This is a genomic window from Methylobacterium ajmalii (assembly GCF_036448855.1).
In the GTDB taxonomy this organism is placed as follows: Bacteria; Pseudomonadota; Alphaproteobacteria; order Rhizobiales; family Beijerinckiaceae; genus Methylobacterium; species Methylobacterium ajmalii.
Map to the genome: position 1 here is coordinate 30,721 of NZ_JAZFXT010000031.1, position 22,559 is coordinate 53,279.

At 72.1% G+C, this 22,559-nt stretch carries 21 protein-coding genes; 18 read left to right on the forward strand and 3 right to left on the reverse strand.

The annotated features are described in order from the left end of the window. The first annotated feature begins 101 nt into the window (after nucleotides 1-101). From V3T34_RS15655 to V3T34_RS15705, 11 genes are all read left to right on the forward strand, one after another. Nucleotides 102-1,400, forward strand: coding sequence for a glutamate-5-semialdehyde dehydrogenase (locus V3T34_RS15655; RefSeq protein WP_407942711.1), 1,299 nt, complete (start codon nucleotides 102-104; stop codon nucleotides 1,398-1,400). A gap of 37 nt (nucleotides 1,401-1,437) precedes the next feature. Continuing rightward, the gene (locus V3T34_RS15660) at nucleotides 1,438-2,046 is read left to right on the forward strand and encodes a nicotinate-nucleotide adenylyltransferase (protein WP_060848387.1); all 609 of its coding nucleotides are present in this window, start codon (nucleotides 1,438-1,440) and stop codon (nucleotides 2,044-2,046) included. A gap of 291 nt (nucleotides 2,047-2,337) precedes the next feature. Beyond that, on the forward strand, nucleotides 2,338-2,649 hold the full coding sequence (rsfS, locus tag V3T34_RS15665; protein WP_407942715.1) for a ribosome silencing factor: 312 nt from the start codon (nucleotides 2,338-2,340) through the stop codon (nucleotides 2,647-2,649). Between the two features lie 30 nt (nucleotides 2,650-2,679). Next, on the forward strand, nucleotides 2,680-3,168 hold the full coding sequence (gene rlmH / locus V3T34_RS15670) for a 23S rRNA (pseudouridine(1915)-N(3))-methyltransferase RlmH (RefSeq protein ID WP_060848388.1): 489 nt from the start codon (nucleotides 2,680-2,682) through the stop codon (nucleotides 3,166-3,168). Further along, nucleotides 3,168-4,523 carry a murein hydrolase activator EnvC family protein gene (locus tag V3T34_RS15675; protein ID WP_407942716.1) on the forward strand — a complete coding sequence of 452 codons (1,356 nt, stop codon included), beginning with the start codon at nucleotides 3,168-3,170 and terminating at the stop codon, nucleotides 4,521-4,523. Before rlmH ends, V3T34_RS15675 begins: the two co-directional genes overlap by 1 nt. Further along, the gene (locus tag V3T34_RS15680; protein ID WP_060848390.1) at nucleotides 4,523-5,866 is read left to right on the forward strand and encodes a S41 family peptidase; all 1,344 of its coding nucleotides are present in this window, start codon (nucleotides 4,523-4,525) and stop codon (nucleotides 5,864-5,866) included. The genes V3T34_RS15675 and V3T34_RS15680 overlap by 1 nt, the downstream gene beginning before the upstream one ends. 138 nt (nucleotides 5,867-6,004) lie before the next feature. Then, nucleotides 6,005-7,216: a divergent polysaccharide deacetylase family protein gene (locus V3T34_RS15685; protein ID WP_305077472.1), complete on the forward strand. Its 1,212-nt coding sequence runs from the start codon at nucleotides 6,005-6,007 to the stop codon at nucleotides 7,214-7,216. Nucleotides 7,217-7,330: 114 nt separating this feature from the next. Continuing rightward, nucleotides 7,331-7,864, forward strand: a complete 534-nt coding sequence (locus tag V3T34_RS15690) for an RNA pyrophosphohydrolase (protein ID WP_305077473.1) — start codon at nucleotides 7,331-7,333, stop codon at nucleotides 7,862-7,864. Between the two features lie 52 nt (nucleotides 7,865-7,916). Beyond that, nucleotides 7,917-8,621, forward strand: coding sequence for a DUF2939 domain-containing protein (locus V3T34_RS15695; protein WP_305077474.1), 705 nt, complete (start codon nucleotides 7,917-7,919; stop codon nucleotides 8,619-8,621). Between the two features lie 151 nt (nucleotides 8,622-8,772). After that, entirely contained in the window at nucleotides 8,773-9,207 is a 435-nt protein-coding gene (locus tag V3T34_RS15700; protein ID WP_060848394.1) for an Hsp20 family protein, read from the forward strand. Nucleotides 9,208-9,298: 91 nt separating this feature from the next. Beyond that, nucleotides 9,299-9,556: a BQ00720 family protein gene (locus V3T34_RS15705; protein ID WP_060848395.1), complete on the forward strand. Its 258-nt coding sequence runs from the start codon at nucleotides 9,299-9,301 to the stop codon at nucleotides 9,554-9,556. Between the two features lie 45 nt (nucleotides 9,557-9,601). Here the strand turns inward: V3T34_RS15705 and V3T34_RS15710 are convergent, their stop codons facing one another. Next, nucleotides 9,602-10,333, reverse strand: coding sequence for an alpha/beta hydrolase (locus V3T34_RS15710; protein ID WP_305077518.1), 732 nt, complete (start codon nucleotides 10,331-10,333; stop codon nucleotides 9,602-9,604). A gap of 315 nt (nucleotides 10,334-10,648) precedes the next feature. Between V3T34_RS15710 and V3T34_RS15715 the strand changes: the two genes are divergently transcribed. Both V3T34_RS15715 and infC read left to right on the forward strand, forming a co-directional pair. Beyond that, nucleotides 10,649-11,881 carry a glycosyltransferase family 4 protein gene (locus tag V3T34_RS15715; protein WP_305077475.1) on the forward strand — a complete coding sequence of 411 codons (1,233 nt, stop codon included), beginning with the start codon at nucleotides 10,649-10,651 and terminating at the stop codon, nucleotides 11,879-11,881. Nucleotides 11,882-12,083: 202 nt separating this feature from the next. Next, entirely contained in the window at nucleotides 12,084-12,605 is a 522-nt protein-coding gene (infC, locus tag V3T34_RS15720; protein ID WP_063920055.1) for a translation initiation factor IF-3, read from the forward strand. Nucleotides 12,606-12,743: 138 nt separating this feature from the next. Here the strand turns inward: infC and V3T34_RS15725 are convergent, their stop codons facing one another. Further along, nucleotides 12,744-15,008 carry an amylo-alpha-1,6-glucosidase gene (locus V3T34_RS15725; protein ID WP_082742632.1) on the reverse strand — a complete coding sequence of 755 codons (2,265 nt, stop codon included), beginning with the start codon at nucleotides 15,006-15,008 and terminating at the stop codon, nucleotides 12,744-12,746. A 351-nt stretch (nucleotides 15,009-15,359) separates the two neighbouring features. Continuing rightward, on the reverse strand, nucleotides 15,360-16,490 hold the full coding sequence (locus tag V3T34_RS15730) for a glycosyltransferase family 4 protein (protein WP_060848399.1): 1,131 nt from the start codon (nucleotides 16,488-16,490) through the stop codon (nucleotides 15,360-15,362). A gap of 350 nt (nucleotides 16,491-16,840) precedes the next feature. Between V3T34_RS15730 and rpmI the strand changes: the two genes are divergently transcribed. The 5 genes from rpmI (at nucleotide 16,841) to V3T34_RS15755 (ending at nucleotide 22,267) form a co-directional block, all read left to right on the forward strand. Next, complete coding sequence (gene rpmI / locus V3T34_RS15735; RefSeq protein ID WP_007561407.1) at nucleotides 16,841-17,044, forward strand: 50S ribosomal protein L35; 204 nt, start codon at nucleotides 16,841-16,843, stop codon at nucleotides 17,042-17,044. A 66-nt stretch (nucleotides 17,045-17,110) separates the two neighbouring features. Beyond that, entirely contained in the window at nucleotides 17,111-17,488 is a 378-nt protein-coding gene (rplT, locus tag V3T34_RS15740; RefSeq protein ID WP_048428158.1) for a 50S ribosomal protein L20, read from the forward strand. A 167-nt stretch (nucleotides 17,489-17,655) separates the two neighbouring features. Further along, nucleotides 17,656-18,738: a phenylalanine--tRNA ligase subunit alpha gene (gene pheS / locus V3T34_RS15745; RefSeq protein WP_060848400.1), complete on the forward strand. Its 1,083-nt coding sequence runs from the start codon at nucleotides 17,656-17,658 to the stop codon at nucleotides 18,736-18,738. 122 nt (nucleotides 18,739-18,860) lie between these two features. Next, nucleotides 18,861-21,284 (forward strand): phenylalanine--tRNA ligase subunit beta, encoded by a 2,424-nt coding sequence (gene pheT, locus V3T34_RS15750; protein WP_305077476.1) that lies wholly within the window; start codon nucleotides 18,861-18,863, stop codon nucleotides 21,282-21,284. Between the two features lie 59 nt (nucleotides 21,285-21,343). Beyond that, a complete protein-coding gene (locus tag V3T34_RS15755) occupies nucleotides 21,344-22,267 on the forward strand; it encodes an SEC-C metal-binding domain-containing protein (RefSeq protein WP_305077477.1) in 924 nt (307 codons plus the stop codon). Nucleotides 22,268-22,559: the final 292 nt, after the last annotated feature.

The window sequence follows — 22,559 nt, forward strand, 5'->3', positions numbered from 1 at the left end:
CGGGGTCGCGCGCCGGGTCGTCGTTCGGCGGCTTGTCGCGGCTCGCCGGGCCGTGGCATGACGGGTGCCCGCCCATACGCCGCCCGGAGAGGGCGGCCAGGATGACGACCGTGTCCGTGACCAGCCTGAAGCCCCGCCCCGAGGACGTCGACGCGCTGATGCGCGAGATCGGCCGGCGCGCCCGCGCCGCCGCCCGTCGGATGGCGCTGGTCCCGGGCCCGGTGAAGGACGCGGCCCTGCGGGAGGCGGCAGCCGCCCTGCGCCAGGCCGCCCCGGCCATCCTGGCGGCCAACGCCGCCGACCTCGACGAGGGCCGGGCCAAGGGCCTGACGGCGGCCTCCCTCGACCGCCTGGCGCTGAACCCCGCCCGGGTCGAGGCGATCGCGGAGGCGCTCGAGAGCATCGCCGGCCTGCCCGATCCGGTCGGGCGCGCGATGGATTCCTACGCGCGGCCGAACGGCCTCCGGATCGACCGGGTGGCGACGCCGCTCGGCGTCGTCGGGGTGATCTTCGAGAGCCGCCCCAACGTCACCGCGGATGCCGGCGCGCTCTGCCTCAAGGCCGGCAACGCCGCGATCCTGCGCGCCGGCTCGGAGAGCCACCGCAGCGCCAGCGCCATCGCGCAGGCGATGAGCGAGGGCCTGTCCCGCCACGGCCTGCCGGCCGACGCGATCCAGCTCGTGCCGACGCGGGACCGCGCGGCGGTCGGCGCCATGCTCACCGGGCTCGACGACGCCATCGACGTGATCGTGCCCCGCGGCGGCAAGAGCCTGGTGGCCCGGGTCCAGGACGAGGCGCGGGTGCCGGTCTTCGCCCACCTCGAAGGGATCTGCCACGTCTTCGTCCACGCCGCGGCCGATCTCGGCATGGCCCGCGCGGTGGTGCGCAACAGCAAGCTGCGCCGCACCGGCGTCTGCGGCGCCGCCGAGACCCTGCTGGTCGACCGCGCCTGCGCGGCCACCCACCTCGCCCCCCTGGTGACCGACCTCCTCGAGGCCGGCTGCGCCGTGCGGGGCGACGAGGCGGTGCGGGCGGTCGACCCGCGGGTGGCGCCCGCGACCGAGGCCGACTGGCGCACCGAGTACCTCGACGCGATCATCGCCGTGCGGGTGGTGGACGGGCTGGACGCGGCGATCGACCACATCGAGACCTACGGCTCGCACCACACCGACTCGATCCTGACCGAGGACGGGGCGGCGGCGGAGCGCTTCCTCGCCGAGGTCGATTCGGCGATCGTCGCGCACAACGCCTCGACCCAGTTCGCCGACGGCGGCGAGTTCGGCTTCGGCGCCGAGATCGGCATCGCCACCGGGCGAATGCACGCCCGCGGCCCGGTCGGGGTCGAGCAGCTCACCACCTTCAAGTACCGCATCCGCGGCACCGGGCAGATCCGCCCGTGACGGCCCGACGACGGGAGCCCCGGGCCGCGCGGCTCCCGTGATCGTGCGGCTTCCGGCCCTGGCGCCGGGCCTGCGGATCGGGCTCTACGGCGGCTCGTTCAACCCGGCCCATGCCGGCCACCGGCACGTGAGCCGGCTGGCGCTGCGGCGCCTCGCCCTCGACCGGGTGTGGTGGCTGGTGAGCCCGGGCAACCCCCTGAAGGACCGCCGCCACCTGCCGGACGCCGCCGCCCGCGCCGCCGGCGCCCGGGCGGTGGCGGCCGATCCGCGGATCGCCGTGACCGATTTCGAGGCGGCCCTGGGCGTGCGCTTCACCGTCGAGACCATCGCCTTCCTGACCGACCGGTACCCGCAGGTGCGCTTCGTCTGGATCATGGGGGCCGACAGCCTGGCGAGCTTCCATCGCTGGCGCGGCTGGCGCGAGATCGCCGCCCGGATGCCCTTCGCGGTGATCGACAGGCCGGGCTACACCCTGAAGGCGATGGCCTCGCCCGCCGCCCGGGCGCTGGCTTCCTCACGCCTCGACGAGGCGGCGGCCCCGACCCTGGCGGAGCGGGCGCCGCCGGCCTGGCTCTTCCTGCATGGGCCGCGCAACGGCCTGTCCTCGACGGCGTTGCGGGCCGGCACGTTCCCGCCCGCGTCCTGAGCCGGCCTTTGTCCGGGATTCGCCGTCGGCGCGCTTGAAAATCCGCCATCGGTTCGCCACTGTCCGATTCTATTGGCATCGGCACCGCGCATGCCGCGGGCAAGATCGTCTCGTGGCGCCATCGGGTGCCTTCATCGACAGGGGCCGGCACTGAACGACGCAATCTCTCACGAAGCTCAGGCCAACGAGCTTCCCGCTGAGGCCCAGGTGCAGGATTCCCGGCAAGATTCCGGGGTCGTCGCGCCCGAGGCCGCGGACATGAGGTCGGTTGCCCTCGCCTGCCTCGAGGACATGAAGGCCGAGGAGACAGTCGAGATCGACCTTTTCGGCAAGACCTCCATCGCCGACGCCATGATCATCACCTCCGGCCGCTCGCAGCGCCACGTCGGCTCGATCGCCGACAAGGTGATCCAGGAGTTCAAGAGCCGCGGCTTCGGCGCTCCCCGCGTCGAGGGCATGCCGGCCTGCGACTGGGTGCTGATCGACGCCGGCGACATCCTGGTCCACATCTTCCGGCCCGAGGTGCGCCACTTCTACAATCTCGAGAAGATCTGGGGCGCCGACCGTCCCGCCGATCAGACGGCCCACCGCCTCGCAAACTAAGTCCGCAACGCAGGAAACGGACACGCCGCCATGCGGCTCGCCCTCGTCGCGGTGGGCCGCCTCAAGCGCGGTCCCGAGCGCGACCTCGCCGACGAGTATCGCGGCCGCGCCGATGCGCTGGGCCGCGGCCTCGGCTTCTCCGCCGTGCAGATGACCGAGATCCCGGAGAGCCGGGCGCGCCGTGCGCCCGACCGCTGCGCCGAGGAGGCGGTCGCGATCCTGGCGGCGGTGCCGGCGGGTGCCGCCACGCTCGTCCTCGACGAGGGCGGCAAGGCGGTGACGAGCACCGACTTCGCCGCGCAGGTCGGGGCCTGGCGCGACGGCGGCCGGCCCGGTCTCGCGATCGTGATCGGCGGGGCCGACGGTCTCGATCAGAGCGTGCGGGCGCGGGCCGACCTGATCTTCGCCTTCGGCGCCGCCACCCTTCCGCACGGTCTCGTGCGGGTCCTCGCGTTCGAGCAGCTCTACCGCGCGATGACGATCCTCTCCGGCCACCCCTACCACCGCGGCGCCCCGTGATCCGGGCCCGCCTCCCGACCGCCGCCCGGGCGGGCCTGCTGTCGCTCGCCGTGACGCTCGTCCCGTCCCCCGGAGCGACGCCGGTCGTCGCGCAGCCGGCCCAGCAGCCGGCGGCCGAGCCCGATCCGGTGGCGAGGGCCCAGGCCGAGAAGGAGCGCCGGGCCGAGAGCCTGCGGGCGATCGAGACCGCGCTCCAGGCCAGCGCCGAGACCAAGGCCAAGCTCGAGCGCGAGGTCGCGGAGATCAAGGGTGACGGCGCCCGCCTCAACCAGGCGCTGATCGACGCCGCCCGCAAGGCCCAGGAGGCCGAGGGACGCATCTCCGATCTGGAGGCCCGGCTGCAGACCATGGCGGGCAGCGAGACGGCGCTCCGCCGGTCGCTCCAAGCCCGACGCGGCGTGATCGCGGAGGTGCTGGCCGCGCTCCAGCGCATGGGCCGGCGCCCGCCCCCGGCGGTGCTGGTGCGGCCCGAGGACGTGCTGGCGGCGATCCGCACCTCGATGCTCCTCGGCGCCGTGGTGCCGGAGCTCCAGGGAGAGGCCGAGACCCTGGCCGGCGACCTCGCCGAGCTGGTGCGCCTGCGCGGCCTGATCGCCACCGACCAGGAGACCCTGCGGGCCGACATCAAGGGTTGGGGCGCCGAGCGCCAGCGCCTGGCCGCGCTCGTCGCCGCCCGCCAGGCCCGGCTGGGCGAGGCCGAGAGCGGCATCGCCGCCGAGCGCGAGCGCGCCGCCGGTCTCGCCGGGCAGGCCCGCAACCTCAAGGACCTGGTCGACCGCCTCGACGGCGACCTGGCGAGCGCGCGCCGCGCCGCCGGGGCCGCCCGGGAGGCCGCGGAGGCCGAGACCCGGGAGACCCGAGAGCGCTTCGCCGCGGCCGCCCTGCGCGATCCCGCGCGCCTCGGCCCCAAGGTGCCGTTCCCCCAGGTGCGCGGCCTGGTGCCGCGCCCGGTGAGCGGCGAGGTCGTGCGGACCTTCGGCAGCCCCGACGGGGCGGGGGGCACCAGCCGCGGCATATCGCTCATGACGCGCCCGCGGGGCGTCGTCTCCTCTCCGGCGGACGGGTGGGTGGCCTACGCAGGGGCGTTCCGCTCCTACGGTCGTCTCTTGATCATCAACGCGGGCGACGGCTACTATCTGCTCCTGGCGGGCATGGACCAGATCAACGTCGAGGTTGGTCAGTTCGTGCTCGCGGGGGAGCCGGTCGCCGTGATGGGAGACACGGGCTCCGCACCTTCGGCTGGAGCCGGTGGGCGGAACGATCCCGTCCTGTACGTCGAGTTCAAGAAAGACGGTGGCTCCATCGACCCGGATCCTTGGTGGGCCAAAGGGTCAAGCGAGAAGGTTCGCGGATAATGCGCAAAGTTTCCCTCGTCCTGTTCGGAGCCGTTCTGGGCGCCGGGACGGCCACGGTAGCGACCCAGACCCACCTCCTCTCGAGCACGAGCGCCGTCGCCGCGTCGGCCGAGACGTACCGTCAGCTCAGCCTGTTCGGCGACGTGTTCGAGAAGATCCGCACCGACTACGTCGAGAAGCCCGACGAGGGGAAGCTGATCGAGGCGGCCGTCAACGGCATGCTGACCTCGCTCGACCCGCATTCGAGCTACATGGACGCCAAGAGCTTCCGTGACATGCAGGTGCAGACCAAGGGCGAGTTCGGCGGCCTCGGCATCGAGGTCACGATGGAGGACGGCCTGATCAAGGTCGTGACCCCGATCGACGACACGCCCGCCGCCCGTGCCGGCCTGCTCGCCAACGACGTCATCACCCAGATCGACGGCGACCAGGTCCAGGGGCTGAGCCTCAACCAGGCCGTCGACAAGATGCGCGGGCCCGTCAACTCGCCGGTGAAGCTCAAGATCACCCGCAAGGAGGCCAAGGAGCCCCTCGAGGTCACGCTCAACCGCGACCTGATCCGCATCAAGCCGGTCCGCTCGCGCACCGAGGGCGGCGACATCGGCTACATCCGCCTGACCCAGTTCAACGAGCAGACCTACGACGGCCTGAAGGCCGCCGTCGACAAGCTCTCGACCGAGCTGCCGGGCGACAAGCTCAAGGGCTTCGTCATCGATCTGCGCAACAACCCGGGCGGCCTGCTCGACCAGGCGGTGATGGTCTCCGACGCGTTCCTCGACCGCGGCGAGATCGTCTCGACCCGCGGCCGCAACCCGGACGAGACCCAGCGCTTCTCGGCCAAGTCCGGCGACCTGACCAAGGGCAAGCCGATCGTGGTGCTGGTCAACGGCGGCTCGGCCTCGGCCTCCGAGATCGTCGCCGGCGCGCTCCAGGACCACAAGCGGGCGACCGTGCTGGGCACCCGCTCGTTCGGCAAGGGCTCGGTGCAGTCGATCATCCCGCTCGGCGGCAACGGCGCCCTGCGGCTGACCACCGCACGCTACTACACCCCGTCGGGCCGCTCGATCCAGGCCAAGGGCATCGAGCCCGACCAGGAGGTGCTGCAGGACGTGCCCGACGACCTGAAGGGCAAGGACGAGACCAAGGGCGAGGCCGGCCTGAAGGGCCACCTCAAGCAGAAGGATACCGAGGAGCGCGGTGGTTCCTCGGCCTACGTCCCGCCGGACCCGGCCAAGGACAAGCAGCTGATCGCCGCGGTCGACTTCCTGCACGGCGTTCAGAAGGGTGCGGCAAACACCGTGAAGCCCGCAACGCCGGCCCCGGCCGCCCCGACCCAGAACTGATGGGCGCCGGGTCGCACCGCGACCGGCACCCGTCTTAACGTCGCGTTTACCACGAAGGCCCGCAATACCGGTCGAACGACCGGTGCTGCGGGCCTTCCGCTTCTCACGCAGCCGCCCGGTCGCGGGACTGTAACGCCTGTGCCGCTCGCGTCCGACACCATCCTGACCCGTCCCCTCGGGCTGCGGGACGAGGCGACCGCCCGCGCCGCGCGCTGGCGCGCCGCCCTCACGCCCCGCACGATCGCCGCCGCGCTCCTCGGCCTCGGCGGACTCGGCCTCGCCGCCTATCTCGTCCTCGGCGACGACCCTCTCGCCGGCGAGCCCTACGCGGTCGCGACGATCGAGGTGCGCGCCCCGGTCGCGCCTCCGCCCGAGCCCGTCGTGCCGGTCCGCCCCGACTCCGCGCGCCCCGATTCGGGGAGCCGCGGTGCCGACGAGGTCGAGCGTGCCTCAGGCGTCGTGGTGAGCCGGCCCGACGGTACGTCCGCGCCCGATTCGGTGGTGATCCGGGTGCCGGGCGCCGGCCCGATCCAGCTCAAGCCCGCGCCCGACCCGCGCCTGAGCGAGCGCGGCCGCTACGGCGGCGTGCTGCCGAAGATCGGGCCCGACGGCGCCCGCGCCCTCGACGTCTATGCCCGCCCGGAGGCCGCCGGCCTGGAGCGGGGCGGGGCGGTGGCGGGCCGCATCGCGCTCGTGGTCTCGGGCCTCGGCATCGGCCAGGCGGCGACCCAGGACGCGGTGCAGCGGCTGCCGCCGGCGATCACGCTCGCCTTCGCGCCCTACGGCGCCGACGTCACGCGCCTGGCCGCCCGCGCCCGCGAGGCCGGCCACGAGGTGATGGTCCAGGCGCCGATGGAGCCCTTCGACTATCCCGACAACGATCCGGGCCCCCAGACGCTGCTGGCGGGGGCGAAACCCGCCGAGAACGTCGACCGCCTCGCCTTCGTGCTCGCCCGGGTGCCCGGCGCGATCGGGGTGATGAACTTCATGGGCGCGCGCCTCACCGGCGAGGCCGCCGCCCTCGATCCGGTGCTGCGCGAGATCGGCGGGCGCGGCCTCGGCTTCGTCGACGACGGCACCTCGCCCCGCTCCCTCGCCCGCGAGGTCGGCCGCAAGGCGAAGGTGCCGGTGGCCCGGGCCGAGATCGTCGTCGATTCCGTGCCGCGGCCCGACGCGATCGACCGCGAACTCGCCCGCCTGGAGGAGGCCGCCCGCAAGTCCGGTTTCGTCCTCGGCTCGGCATCCGCCCTGCCGCTCTCGATCGACCGCATCGCCCGCTGGGCGCGCGACCTCGAATCCCGCGGCATCCTCCTCGTGCCGGCGAGCCGGGCCCTGCGCCAGCCGTCGTGACCGGCGGGCGGCCCCGGGGCCCGGCCCCGCGCATGCCTGCCCCGCCCGGGCAAACCCCGTAATTTCCGCGGGGGCACGGTCCACAGGGCGGCAAATTGCTCTAAGGTCGCTCCCATGGCACCGCTTCATCGCCCCGAGACCGCCCTCGCCGGGCTTCCCTACCGCCCGTGCGTCGGCATCGCCCTGTTCAACCGCGAGGGCCTGGTCTTCGCCGGGCACCGGCGGCACGACTCGGCCGATCTCGGCGCCCATGCCTGGCAGATGCCGCAGGGCGGCATCGACGAGGGCGAGGCCCCGCGGGAGGCCGCCCTGCGCGAGCTCTACGAGGAGACCAACATCGCCGCCGGCTCGGTGCGCCTGCTGGCCGAGGCGCCGGGCTGGTACTCCTACGACCTGCCCACCTTCACCTCCGGCAAGCCCTGGAAGGGGCGCTATCGCGGCCAGACCCAGAAGTGGTTCGCCTTCGCGTTCGAGGGCGACGAGCGCGAGATCGACATCCTGCGGCCCGGTGGCGGTGCCCACAAGGCGGAGTTCGACGGCTGGCGCTGGGAGCCGCTGGCGAACCTCGCCGAGCTGGTGATCCCGTTCAAGCGCCCGGTCTACGACCAGGTGATCGCCGCCTTCGCCCACCTCGCGCGTCCGGCGTGACGGGTCGCGTGCGCCTGACCGGCCGGTTTCCCCACCCCTCGGGCGGGCCGGCATGACGCGCTGGTGGCTCGCGGGCCTGACGGTCCTGGTCCTGTGGATCGCCTACGGCATCTCGCCCTATGTCGCGCTCTACCGCCTGTCGCAGGCGGTGCAGGCGCACGACGCCCAGGCCGTGGCCCAGCGGGTGAACTTCCGCACCCTGCGGCTCTCCCTCACCCGGCAGGCGACCGCGGCGGCCCTCGACGCCATCGCGGCGCGGCGCGACCTCTCGGCCCGGGACCGTGCCATCCTGACCGAGGCGAGCGGGGCCCTGGCCGAGCCCCTGGTCGAATCCCTCGTCACGCCCGAGACCCTGATCGACCTCCTCGACGACGGCTGGCCGGTGCGCGCCGGCCTCGCGCGGCAGTCGGGCCCCGGCAAGCCCGCGCCCGACGCGCCGCCCGCCGGCGACGCCGCGCCCGACCAGGCCGCCCGCGACCCGGACGTGCCGGCGACGACCGGCGAGGCGGGGCGGCGGGGCGCGGGCCTCGGCCTGCACGCCTCGACCCTGTCGCAACTCTTCTCGCTCTTCCGCTCGTCCGAGCCGCGGGGATTTCGCGGGATGGTGGTGAGCTACCCGCCCGACCGGCCGCTCGAGAACCGCTTTCGCCTGCGCCTTCGCCTGCGCGGCTGGACCTGGCGCCTCGTCGACCTCGAGCTGCCCTCGGCCCTGCGCGAACGCATCAGCCAGCGGCTCACCGGTGCGATGCAGCGCTGAGGCTCACGGCCGGCGCATCCCCTTGATGCGCCGGATGCCCCTCCTCATATCTGGTTCCGGGCCGGCGGAGTTGCGGTCGGCCTCGACGGGTGCTGCGCTGGCGGGCCCGGATTGACCGAAGTGCCTCTCGCAACAGGGCTTCGCCGAGACCATGACGCGTCCTTCGCCGTTCGGGCATCCGTTCCTCCTGGGCTTCGACGAGATCGAGCAGGCGCTCGACCGCGTCGCCAAGGCGGCCAACGACGGATACCCGCCCTACAACATCGAGCGCCTGCCCCGCACCGAGCGCGAGCCGGAGCGGCTCAGGATCACGCTCGCGGTGGCGGGCTTCACCCGCGACCAGCTCGACGTGACCCTCGAGGAGAGCCAGCTCATCGTCCGCGGCCGCCAGGCCGACGACAAGAGCCGGACCTTCCTGCACCGGGGCATCGCCGCCCGGCAGTTCCAGCGCGCCTTCCTGCTCGCCGACGGCATGGAGGTGCTGGGGGCCGACCTGTCGAACGGCCTCCTGTCGATCGACCTCGCCCGGCCCGAGCCCGAACGCATCGTGCGACGGATCGACATCGGCGCGCGCGACGGCGACTGACCGTCCCCATATCGTCTTCATCGTACCGGCCAGCCGCTTCGGGGCTCTCTCGGCCGGTACCGTCCTGCCGCCTTTGAGAGGAGGGCGCATCATGTCCGACACCACCCTGAATCCCGACCTCGACCCGTCGGCGCTCGCGGCGCTCGGCGAGGGCCATGTGGCCTATGTCCGCGCCATGCGCTCGGAGGAGGTCAAGCGCCTCTTCCCCGAGGCGCCGGACCTCACCCCCGGCCTCGACCTGTTCGCCCTCCTGTCCGCGAGCGGCGCGCCGATCCTGCTCACCGACAGCCGCGACGCGGCCTTCGCCAATGCCTGGGCGCACGACCTCCAGGCGATGAGCGTCCATTAGCGAAGTCCGGAAGGCCGCCGCGGGCGCGACGGCCTTCCGCGCGGGCTACGCGGTCCGCGGCGCGATCCCCTCGACCGCCGCGACCAGGCGGTCGAGGTCGGCCGGGCCGGAGAGGCGGTGGTCGCCCTCCTTGACCAGGGTCACGACCACGCCCTTCTCGGGCAGCCGCTCGACGAGCCGCATCGCGTGGGTCCAGGGCACGTCCGGGTCGGCCATGCCCTGCAGGATATGCACCGGGCAGCCCGGGTCGATCGGCCGGTCCAGCATCAGGTGGCGCCGCCCGTCCTCGATCAGGGCGCGGGTCACCGGTGTCGGCTCGGGCGAGTATTGCGACTCGCGCTGCCACACCCCGTCCTCCATCACCTGCCGGCGGATCGCCTCGGGAAACTGCGCCCACATCAGCGCCTCGGTGAAGTCGGTGGCCGGCGCGATCAGCACCAGCCCCGACGGCTTCACCCGAGCGGCGGCGAGCAGCGCGATCCAGCCGCCCATCGAGGAGCCGACCAGGATCGGGCGCTCGGGCGCCAGGGCGGCCACGACGCCCCCGGCGTCGGCGAGCCAGTCCGAGATCGTGCAATCGGCGAAGGCGCCGTCCGACTCGCCGTGGCCGGTATAGTCGAAGCGCACGAAGGCCCGGCCCCGCGCCGCCGCCCAGGCGTCGAGCGCCTCGGCCTTGCTGGCGCGCATGTCCGAGCGGAACCCGCCGAGCCACACCACCGGCGGCCCGGCGCCGGGGCGCACCAGGGTGGCGAGGCGGCGCCCCCGCACATTCAGCATCGTGGCGGGGACAGGCAAGGGCACCCCCGGGGTCGCCTCCGACGTCGATCCCGCAATGGTTCCCGGTACGGTTCGCGATTTGGCGTCCTGCATCGGTGTTATCCCCGCTATTCCGGCCGCCGCCCTGGTCACGGACGGGCGGCGCCCAAGGTTTACCGATCCGCAACGGGGTCGGGCGACTTTGACCCATCGTCCCGGTGCGGATCGTGTCCGGCGGCTTCTACACCGGCGGCCGTCGGCGCACCCTCACTTCCTGCGTGGAGCAGGCACCGTCATGCCGCGAGCGCTGCGATCAGAACCCTGACCCGGAGTCCCATGCCGTCGAGCCAGGCCACGCCGTTCCCGGCCGCGAGCCACCCGTTGGCCGGCCGCACCGTGCTGCAGATCATCCCGGAGCTCGACGCCGGCGGCGCCGAGCGCACCGCCGTCGACGTGGCGGCGGCCCTCGCCGCGGCGGGCGCCCGGGCGCTGGTCGCCACCGAGGGCGGCCGCCTCGTCGGTGAGCTGCAGGCCAAGGGCGGCGCCTGGGTGCCGTTCCCGGCCCGCAGCAAGAACCCGTTCGCGATGGCGGTCAACGTCGGACGGCTCGCCCGCATCTGCCGGGCGGAGGGGGTCGAGCTGATCCATGCCCGCTCCCGCGCTCCCGCCTGGGTCGCGCTCGGGGCGGCGCGCCGCCTCGGCCTGCCCTTCGTCACCACCTATCACGGCAGCTATGCCGGCCGCTCGCCGGCCAAGCTCCTCTACAACTCGGTGATGGCGCGGGGCGACGTGGTGATCGCCAACTCGCACTTCACCGCCGACGCGATCCGCAGGCTCTTTCCGCAGGTGGCCGGCGACCGGGTGCGGGTGATCCATCGCGGCACCGACCTGTCCGCCTTCACGCCCGGCCAGGTCGCGCCGCAGCGGGTCGAGGCCCTGCGCCGGGCCTGGGGCGTCGCCCCGCACGAGCGGGTGGTGCTGCTCGCCGCCCGCCTTACCGCCTGGAAGGGCCACCGCGTGCTGATCGAGGCCGCTGCCGCGATGCGCGCCCAGGGCCTCGGCGACTTCACGGTGGTGCTCGCCGGCGATCCCCAGGGGCGCACCGGCTACCTGCGCGAGCTCGACGCGATGATCGCCGCCCACGGCCTCTCGGACCAGGTCAAGCGCGTCGGCCATTGCAGCGACATGCCGGCGGCCTACCGGGCCGCCTCGGTGGTGGCGGTGCCCTCGACCGAGCCGGAGGCCTTCGGCCGCGCGGCGGTCGAGGCCCAGGCGCTCGGCACGCCGGTCGTGGTCTCGGATCTCGGCGCCGTGCCCGAGACCGTGCTCGCGCCCCCGGAGGTGCAGGCCTCCGAGCGCACCGGCTGGCGCGTGCCGGCCGGCGACCCCCAGGCGCTCGCCGGCGCCCTCTCGGATGCCCTGCGCCTCGGCGCCAGCGCCCGCGACGCCCTGGTGCGCCGCGCCCGCCGCCACGTCGAGGCGCATTTCTCGCTGGAGATGATGCTCGCCGACACCCTGGCGATCTACGCCGACCTCCTCGGCGCGGCACCGGCAGGGGAGGGGAGGTAGACGCGGGCGGCGGGGAACCGGGCCGCAACCAAGTCCGCCTGCCGCGAGTTGACAAACCGGGCGATCTCGCCAAGGTGCTAGTGTACACCCGAGTATGCCCGCGCGGTGGTTCGGGGCCGCCCCTCAGGGGGATGCGGCCCACGGGCCGCCGCCGGACGACGTGACTGAGGAGATTGAAGCCATTCGCAGACCTATGAGAGCCATGCCGGCCCCGCAGAAGGACGGGCCGCGCGCGAACCGGGACATCCGCGGCGTCCGCGAGGTGCAGCTCATCGACGATACCGGGCAGAACCGCGGCGTCATGGGCTTCTTCGAAGCGCTGCAGGTCGCCGAGGAAGCAGGCCTCGACCTCGTCGAGATCGCGCCGAACTCCGTGCCTCCGGTCTGCAAGCTTCTCGACTACGGCCGCTTCCGCTTCAACGAGCAGAAGAAGCAGGCCGAGGCGCGCAAGCGGCAGAAGACCGTCGAGGTCAAGGAGATCAAACTCCGGCCCGGCATCGACAAGCACGACTACGAAGTCAAGATGAAGGCCGTGCAGCGGTTCTTCGAGGAAGGCGACAAGGTCAAGGTGACGCTCCGCTTCCGCGGTCGCGAGATGGCGCACCAGGACCTGGGTCTGCGCCTGCTCGAGCGCGTGAAGGCCGAGACGCAGGAGATCGCCAAGGTGGAGAGCGAGCCGCAGCTCGAAGGCCGCCAGATGATCATGATCCTGGCGCCGCGCTAACCAGCGCACGGCGCCTCGCCGCGCGTCTCGCGCGGCCGGGATCGGTTGACCGCTCCGGGCGCGGGCGTCTCCTTCGGAGAACCCGCGCGGGGAGCATCGAAGGGCCGGGCATGTCCCGGCCCATCGCTTTTTTGCGGGCTACTTCAGCAGCACCACCTGCGCGTCGCCGGTCCGGCGCACCACGTTGACGGTCACGTCCTGGCCGTGGCGGTGCAGCAGCAGGTCGACGTGGCTGTCGCCGAGCTTCAGGTTGCGGATCAGCACGTCGTCGAGGAAGGACGGCAGGATCGGGTCGCGGAAGCGGATTCGGTTGCGGTCGTGGCGCAGCTCCAGCCCGAGGCAGGCCGCCAGGAACGCGAAGGGCGCGGCCGCCGCCCAGGCCTGCGGGCTGCAGGCGACGGGATAGTTCGTCGGCCCGCGCTGCTTGCGCTGGATGAAGCCGCAGAACAACTCCGGCAGGCGCCGCCCCTCCTGGTAGAGCGAGGCGCCGTGCTGACCCTCGAACACCCGCGCCGCCTCCGCCTTCAGGCCGTAGCGGGCGAGGCCGAGAGCGACGAGCGCGTTGTCGTGCGGCCAGATCGAGCCGTTGTGGTACGACATTGGGTTGTAGCGCGCCTCGCCGACCGCGATGGTGCGCACGCCCCAGCCGTTGAACCCGTCCTTCGACATCAGCACCGCGGCGACGCTCTCGGCCCGCTCCGGATAGGCGATGCCGGTGAACAGCGCGTGGCCGGCATTCGAGGAGCGCACCGCGCAGGGGCGCTTCTCGCCGTCGAGCGCGATGGCGTAGGTGCCGATCTCCGGCAGCCAGAACTTTTCGTCGAAGGCCTTGCGCAGCCGCTCGGCCTCGCCCTTCAGCCGCTCGGAGAGCGCCTGGTCGCCCATCAGCGCCGCGAGTTTCGCCGCACCCTTCTTGGCGGCGTAGACGTAGCCCTGGACCTCGCACAGCGCGATCGGCCCCTGCGCCATCCGGCCGTCGGCGTGGAAGATCGAATCGTGGCTGTCCTTCCAGCCCTGGTTGGCCAGGCCCTTCTCGGTCTCGCGGGCGTATTCGACGAAGCCGTCCTTGTCCCGGTCGCCGTACTCGTCGATCCAGTTGAGCGCCGCCAGGATATTCGGCCAGATCTTCTCGATCGTCGCTTGGTCGCCGGTCTGCTCGTAGTACTGCCCGGCCAGCATCACGAAGAGCGGCGTCGCGTCGATGGTGCCGTAATAGAGCTTGAACGGCACCTCGCCGAGGATCGCCATCTCGCCGTTGCGGGTCTCGTGCAGCACCTTGCCGGGCTGGGCGTCGGCGGCCGGATCGACGGTGGTCGCCTGCGTCGCCGCGAGGTGACGCAGCACGCCCTTGGCGATCTCCGGGTCGATCCACAGCGTCATCATGGCGGTGATGATGCCGTCGCGCCCGAAGACCGTGCTGTACCAGGGGATGCCCGCATAGGGGTAGATGCCGTTCGGCGTGCGGCTCAAGAGCATGTAGAGGTCGGCCGTCGCCCGGCAGGCGGCCTCGTTGAACTGGTCGTTCGAGCTCTCGATCGTGGTGATGTTGGCGGTGGCCTTGCGCAGGTCGCGCCGCGCGTCGCGGTAGGCGAGCGCGAAGGTCATGCCCTCGCCCTTCGGGTGGCCCTCCTCGCGGCGCGGGTTCGGGTAGGCCGCGTGGGTGAACGGGAGCGCGCTGCCGATCACCGCCTCGCCCTCGCGGCCGAGATCGACCGTGTCGCAGATCGCCCGCACGAAGATCGAGGCCCGCCCGCCGGGGGCGAGCTTGACCTCGAACTCGGCCTTGTTCGCCTCGAGCCGCGCCGGCTTGGGGCCGAAGCGCAGGCGCGTGGTGCGCCGCCGCGCGTCGAGCCCGTCATAGGTGAACGTCACCTCGTCGGCGGCCGTCACCTCGACGCTGCGCTTGCCGCGATGCGCCCGGTCGCTGCCGCGGACCTCGAACAGGTCGCGAAAGTCGGCGTCGAAGCTCAGGGACACGCGCAGGTGGCGGGGCTTGGTGTCGTAGTTGCGCAGGCCGATGCGGTCGTAGCAGGTGCCGCGGAAGAGAAACTTGGTCCGCTCCAGCGCGATGATCTCGCGCGGGATGCTGGTCTCGTCGTTGGCGTCGAGCCGGATGTCCGGCGTCGTCAGGTCGACCGAGAGGGCGCCGTTGTCGTCCTGCACCACGGAGCCGAGCAGCATCGGCCGCTGGCCCTCGACGGTCAGCTCCAGCCGCGACAGGAAGCGCGTGTCCTGGAAGTACAGCCCCTCGGGCCCCGGGAAGACGCCGATGTCGCCGTAGCTGTCGAGCACCGCGAAGGCGTCGCCGTGCTTGAGCGAACGCAGCTGGCGCTCCACCAGCGAGGTCTGGGCCTCGATATGGTATTGCGGCAGCGTCTCGTCGTCGGGGGCGGTCGCGACCATCGGCACAGCTTCACTCCTGGGGTCTTCGCTGCGCGACGCGGGGCGGGGCGTCGCGGGGATCGGGGCGAGGTCTCGGGGCTCCGGGCGGAGCGCCCGGACGGCAGCGGGAGGCGGGACCCGCGGCGATTCGCGGGTCGGACCCCACGCTAGAGCGAATGTGGGCCATCGTGCGGCGGGCGCCAGGGGGATGCGGCGCGGGTTCGGCACGGATTTCGGGCAGCACGCTCCCGTCCCGGACAGCCGTGCGGCAAACGCTCCGGCCGCACCGGCCGGCGATGCATCGCGCAAGGCAAAGGCCCGGCCCCCTCGCGGGGACCGGGCCTCGTCGTCGTCAGAACGTCGCCGGGCGGATCAGACCGCGCGCAGCACCGGGTGGGAGACGCCGTTGGTCGCCCCGTTGAGGGCGGCCGGGGCACCGATCGTCAGGCCCGGGATCTTGATCGCGTCGAGGTCGCCGGCGAGCAGCGACTCGTAGGCGGCGACGTAGGAGCGGGCCATGACGCTCGCGGTGAAGCGGGTCTCGAAGTAGCGGCGCACGCCCTCGCGGCTCATCGCCTTGCAGGTCTCGACCGCCGCGATGGCCTCGTCCATCGACTCGACCACGACGCCCGAGACGCCGTCCTTGATGACCTCCGGCACGGAGCCGTTACGCCACGCGATCACCGGGGTGCCGGCCGACATCGCCTCGATCATCACCAGGCCGAAGGGCTCCGGCCAGTCGATCGGGAAGGCGAGCGCCAGGGCGTTGCCGAGGAATTCGTGCTTCTGGTCCTCGTTGATCTCGCCGATATACTCGATCAGCGGGTGATGGGTCATCGGCTCGATGACCTCGTCCCAGTATTCCTGGTCGGCCTTGTCGACCTTGGCGGCGATCTTCAGCTTCACGCCGGAGGCCTTGGCGATCTCGATCGCGCGGTCGGGGCGCTTCTCGGGCGAGATGCGGCCGAGGAAGGCGAGGTAGCCGCCGTCCTTCGGGTTGGGCGAGAAGCGGCAATTCTCCGCCGGCAGGCCGTGATGGATGGTCTGGAGCCAGTTGGCGTTCCCGGGCATCGGCCCGCGCTGGTGGTCGGAGATCGACACGAGCGGCATGCCCGTGAAGGTCCGGTAGACCGGCATGAAGTCCGGCACGTCGAGCCGCCCGTGCAGGGTGGTGACGCACTTGTGGTTGAACTCCTCGAACAGCGGGTACTGCAGGAGGTCGATGTGGAAGTGGATGACGTCGAACTCGTCCGCCCGCCGGCGCAGGTGGTAGAGCATGGCGAGGTGGCTGGCGACGTGGTCGCGGATGCCGGCGAGCCGCAGGCCCTCCGGGCAGCAGGCGACCAGCTTGGCGCTCGTCTCCGAGTCGCCGCTCGCGAACAGCGTGACGTCGTGGCCCTGGCGGACCAGCTCCTCGGTGAGCCACGACACGACACGCTCGGTGCCGCCGTAGAACTTCGGCGGAACGGCCTCCGCGAGGGGGGCTACCTGGGCAATGCGCACGAGGAAATCTCCTGAGACGCCAAACGGGCGGATCAACGTTGGCGGGGATCAAGCAGGATGGGGCCTGAGCGGCACATGAACGAAACCGCGCACCGGAGCTTATTGTTCCGGTGCGGCGCACAACGCCAGGGCGAGCCGGGCTCTGTTCCCGCCACACACAGGAGACGGTCGTCGCCGCCGCGACGATTGCGTGACGCCGCGGTCCCTGCTATGGCACGCGCCTCGCTGAACCGCCCGGCCGTGAGGGCTGCCGTGGCGGTTCGTGTCGCTCCACCATCGATCGATCGACGATCGTCGGGATCCGCCCCGTGGCGGGACTCGGGAGGTGGAGTTCGCGTCAGGAGAGCAAAATGCCCAAGCTGAAGACCAAGTCGGGCGCCAAGAAGCGCTTCAAGATCACCGGGACCGGCAAGGTCATGTACGCCCAGGCCGGCAAGCGCCACGGCATGATCAAGCGGACCACGAAGCAGATCCGCAACCTGCGCGGCACGACCACCCTGTTCGAGGGCGACGCCGCCAACGTGAAGAAGTACTTCCTGCCGAACGCCCGCTGAGAACCGGCTTCGACAAAGAAGACGCTTCGTCCCGCATCTGTTTCGTAGACATCCCAGGAGATCACCATGGCCCGCGTCAAGCGCGGCGTGACCAGCCACGCCAAGCACAAGAAGGTTTTCAAGGCCGCCAAGGGCTATTACGGCCGGCGCAAGAATACGATCCGGATCGCCAAGCAGGCGGTCGAGAAGGGCATGCAGTATGCCTACCGCGATCGTAAGAACAAGAAGCGCAACTTCCGCGCCCTGTGGATCCAGCGCATCAACGCCGCGGTCCGTCCGCACGGCCTGACCTACTCGCGCTTCATCGACGGCCTGGCCAAGGCCGGCGTGCAGGTCGACCGCAAGGCGCTCTCCGAGCTCGCCATCCACGAGCCGGCGGCCTTCGTCGCCGTGGTCGAGAAGGCCAAGTCGGCCCTGCCGGCCGAGCTCGTCAAGGCGGCCTAACGCGGTCGCCTCCCGGGCCGGCACCCTCGCGCGGGCCCTTCGAAGAGACCACCATCACGGCCCGCCCGCGCGGGCCGTTTTGCGTTGCGCGGGTCGTTTCCGGCGCCCCGGGTTGACGGGGCGGGGCGGCGCGTTGCAGGGCATCCGCGAGCCCGATTGAGCAGACCATGACCGATCTCACCAGCCTCGAAACCGATCTCCTCGCCCAGGTCGCCCATGCCGCCGACGAGGCCGCGCTCGAGGGCGTGCGCGTCGCCGCCCTCGGCAAGAAGGGCGCCGTCTCCGAGCTGCTGAAGACTCTGGGCGCCATGTCGCCCGAGGCGCGCAAGGAACAGGGCCCGCTGATCAACGGCCTGCGCGACAAGGTCCAGGGCGCGATCCAGTCGCGGCGCGAGACGCTGGCGGAGGCCGCGCTGACCGCGCGTCTCGCCGCCGAGCGGATCGACGTGACGCTGCCGGTGCGCGAGGGGCCGGAGACGCGCGGGCGCATCCACCCGATCACCCAGGTGATGGACGAGATCACGGCGATCTTCGGCGACATGGGCTTCTCGATCGCGGAAGGGCCCGACGTCGAGACCGACGACCTCAACTTCACGGCGCTCAACTTCCCCGAGGGCCATCCGGCCCGGGAGATGCACGACACCTTCTTCCTGCGGCCCGACCGGGACGGGAAGCGCAAGCTCCTGCGCACCCACACCTCGCCGGTGCAGGTTCGCACCATGCGCTCCGTGCAGCCGCCGATCCGGGTGATCTGCCCGGGCCGCACCTACCGGCACGATTCCGACCAGACCCATACCCCGATGTTCCACCAGGTCGAGGGCCTGGTGATCGACAAGCAGGCGAATATCGCCCACCTGAAGTGGGTCCTGGAAGAGTTCTGCAAGGCGTTCTTCGAGGTCGACAGCGTCAAGATGCGCTTCCGGCCGTCGTTCTTCCCCTTCACCGAGCCGTCGGCCGAGGTCGACATCCAGTGCTCGCGCAAGGGCGGCGAGATCCGCTTCGGCGAGGGCGACGACTGGCTCGAGATCCTCGGCTGCGGCATGGTCCACCCGAACGTGCTGCGCAATTGCGGCCTCGACCCGGACTCGGTCCAGGGCTTTGCCTGGGGCATGGGCATCGACCGGATCGCGATGCTCAAATACGGCATGCCGGACCTGCGCCCGTTCTTCGAGGCGGATGTCCGCTGGCTCGAGCATTACGGCTTCCGTCCCCTCGACATCCCGAGCCTGGTCGGCGGCCTGACCGGCTGAGCGCATCCGCTTCGCCTCCGGTGACGGGCGGGCCGGGTCGCTCCCGGTGATGCCCGTCTTCGTGCCCGACCGCCCTCCGCATCACGAAGACCCGGCTCGCCTGAGCCGAGAGGTTTAGCCCCATGAAATTCACCCTCTCCTGGCTCAAGGACCACCTCGACACCGACGCTTCCCTCGACGTGATCGTCGAGACGCTGACCCGCATCGGGCTGGAGGTCGAGCGCGTCGAGGACAAGGCGGAGGCGCTCGCCGCCTACCGCATCGCCGCCGTGCTCACCGCCGAGCAGCACCCGAACGCCGACCGGCTGCGGGTCTGCACCGTCGACACCGGCGAGGGCGCGCCCGTGCAGGTGGTCTGCGGCGCGCCGAACGCGCGGGCCGGCATGAAGACCGTGTTCGCGCCCCCCGGCACCTACGTGCCGGGCAAGAACATCACCCTGTCGGTGGGCGTGATCCGCGGCGTCGAGAGCCGCGGCATGCTGTGCTCGGGCGCCGAGCTCGGCCTGTCGGACGACCACGACGGCATCCTGGACCTCCCGGCCGACGCCGCCGTCGGCCAGGCCTACGCGGCCTTCGCCGGGCTCGACGACCCGGTGATCGAGATCAACCTGACGCCGAACCGCCCCGACTGCACCGGCATCCACGGCATCGCCCGCGACCTCGCGGCGGCCGGCATCGGCACGCTCAAGCGCGGGCAGCTGGCGCCGGTCAAGGGGGAGGGGGCCTGCCCGGTCGCCGTCACCCGCGACTTCGCGCCGGAGGACGCGCATCTCTGCCCGCTCTTCGGCCTCCGGCTGGTCCGCGGCGTCAAGAACGGTCCGTCGCCCGAATGGATGCGCCGGCGCCTGACCGCGATCGGCCTGCGGCCGATCAATGCGCTCGTCGACATCACCAACTACGTCACCTTCGACCGCGGCCGGCCGCTGCACGTCTTCGACGCCGCCAAGGTGAAGGGCGCCCTCACCGTGCGGCGCGCCCGCGACGGCGAAGAGATCGTGGCCCTCGACGGGCGGACCTATCGGCTCGACGACAACGCGATCGTCATCGCCGACGAGGCCGGCGTCGAGTCGATCGCCGGCATCATGGGGGGTGAGCATTCCGGCTGCGACGAGGGCACGACCGACGTGCTGATCGAGTCGGCCCTGTGGGACCCGCTCACCATCGCCCGCACCGGTCGCCGCCTCGGCATCGTCACCGATGCGCGCTACCGGTTCGAGCGCGGGGTCGATCCGGCCTTCGCCCTGCCGGGGCTCGATCTGGCGACGAAGCTCGTGCTCGACCTCTGCGGCGGTACCCCGAGCCAGGCCACCGTCTCGGGCGAGGTGCCGGACACCGACCGCATCATCGACTTCCCGTGGACCGAGGTGCGCCGGCTGTCCGGCCTCGACCTGCCGCGGCCCGAGATGAAGGTGACGCTGGAGTCGCTCGGCTTCCACGTCGCCGGCTCGGGGGATCGCGCCAAGGTGCTCTCGCCGTCCTGGCGCCCCGACGTCGAGGGCAAGGCCGATCTCGTCGAGGAGATCGTGCGCATCGCCGGCCTCGACCGGATCGAGCCCAAACCGTTGCCGCGGATCGACGCGACGGTGATCCGCCCGGTGCTGACGGTGATGCAGAAGCGCACCCGGCAGGCCAAGCGCGAATTCGCCGCCCGCGGCCTCGTCGAGGCGGTGACCTGGTCGTTCATCGCGCATGACGACGCGACGCTGTTCGGCGGCGGCAAGCCGGAACTGGCGCTGGCCAATCCCATCGCCGCCGACCTCTCGGACATGCGCCCGAGCCTGGTGCCGGGCCTCGCCCGCGCCGCGCAGCGCAACGCCGACCGCGGCTATGGCGACGTCGCCCTGTTCGAGGTCGGGCAGTGCTTCGCCTCCGACCAGCCGGAGGGCCAGACCACCAAGGCGACCGCGCTCCGCCGCGGCTCCGCCCGTCACGGCGGTGCCGGCCGGCACTGGGACGGCGCGGCAAAGCCCGTCGACGCCTTCGAGGCCAAGGCCGACGCGCTGGCGCTGCTCACCTCCCTCGGCGTGCCGACTGGCGGCCTCCAGGTCGTGGCCGGCGGGCCGGACTGGCTGCATCCCGGCCGCTCCGGCACGCTCCAGTTCGGGCCGCGCAACCAGGTCGGGTTCTTCGGTGAGCTGCACCCGCGGGTGCTCAAGGCCCTCGACATCAAGGGCCCGGTGGTGGTCTGCGAAATCACGCTGGACGCCCTGCCGTTGCCGAAGCACCGGCCGACCAAGATGAAGCCGGCCGCCACCCTGCCGGACTTCCAGCCGCTGACCCGCGACTTCGCCTTCGTGGTCTCCCGGAGCGTGGCGGCGGGCGACATCCTCAAGGCGGCGCAAGCCGCCGAGCGCAATCTCGTGACGGGCATCGAGGTGTTCGACGTCTACGAGGGCGCGGGAATCGGCGAGGACCAGAAGTCCGTCGCCGTGGCAGTGCGGCTCCAGCCGACCGACCGCACCCTCACCGACGCGGAGATCGAGGCGGTGAGCCAGAAGATCGTCGCCGAGGTGACGCGCAAGACCGGCGCGACGCTGCGGGGCTGAGCCCGACCAAGCCGGCGGCGCGCCCCGCGCCGCCGGGCGGCAGGAACGAGGAGGCGGGCATGGTGGACACCGATCTGGTCCGGGAGCTCTCGGCGGCGACCTACCTGCCGGAGAAGGCGATGGAGCGGGCGCTGGCGGCGCCTGGCTCGATCGCCGAGCCGGTCCTGGCGATCCTCGACCAGGCCGCCGACCGCGAGGGCGAGGCGCTGACCGAGCCCGAGCGCAGCCTGCTGTTCTGGGGCATCCACGTCCTGGCCTCGGCCCGCGACACCCGCATCCATCAGCCGCTGATGCGCCTCCTGCGCCGCGACGACGACGCGATCGCGGCAGCGCTCGGCGAGGATTACCCGAATACCCTCGCGTGCCTCGTCATCGGCTCGTTCGAGGGCGATGCCGAGGGACTGCTGGCGGCGATCGGCGGCGAGGCGCCGGTCGGCATCGCCCGGATGCAGCTTTTCCACGCGCTGGCGCTGCTCACCGTCGACGGGCGCATCGACCGTGAGGCGGCCAAGGCCTTCCTGGTCCGGTTCGATACCGAGCGTCTGGCCCCGCCCGAGGCCGAGGAGGTCTGGCAGGGCTGGGAGGACGCGGTCTCGCTGATCGGCTTCGACGACCTCGTTCCCCGCCTCAAGGCGGCGCGCAAGGACGGCCGCAACGCCGGCAACGTCATCGACTGGGAGACGGTGCAGGAGACCCTGAAGGAGGCCCGCCTGCGGCCGAAGAGTCGCGCGCGCTTCGACAACCTGCTGATCGGCCATCTCGACGACCCGGTCGGGGCGCTCGCCCACACCCGCGAGGGCGCACAGACCTTCCAGCCCGACCTCGACGAGGACGGTTTTCCGATCCCCGAGCGCAATCCCTACCGCGACGTCGGCCGCAACGATCCCTGTCCCTGCGGCAGCGGCAAGAAGTTCAAGAAGTGCTGCCTCGACAAGGTCGAGCAGGGATTCGCGGCCCTGCCGCCGCTGCCGCCGGGGCGCTGACTGCTGGCGGGTCCAGATAGCCGTCGCGCCCCGGCGGTACCCCGCCGGCGCCGCGCGACGCGGGCCAACCGGTCTTGCCATGTCATGACAACCGCTGCGGGAACGACTTGCTCCGGCGGCGGATCATATTTTATGCATTCTGCCCTGATATCAGGCAGGGGCGTGACTGGCGGATATCCGTTCTCATCCCGCAGATGCTCGGTCTCGCGCGCCGTGCCGGCCGCCTCGTCGGGCGAATTGATGTCGCGGCAGTCTTGCGCGATGATTTAGTCGTGGTTTGAAATGTCGCTGT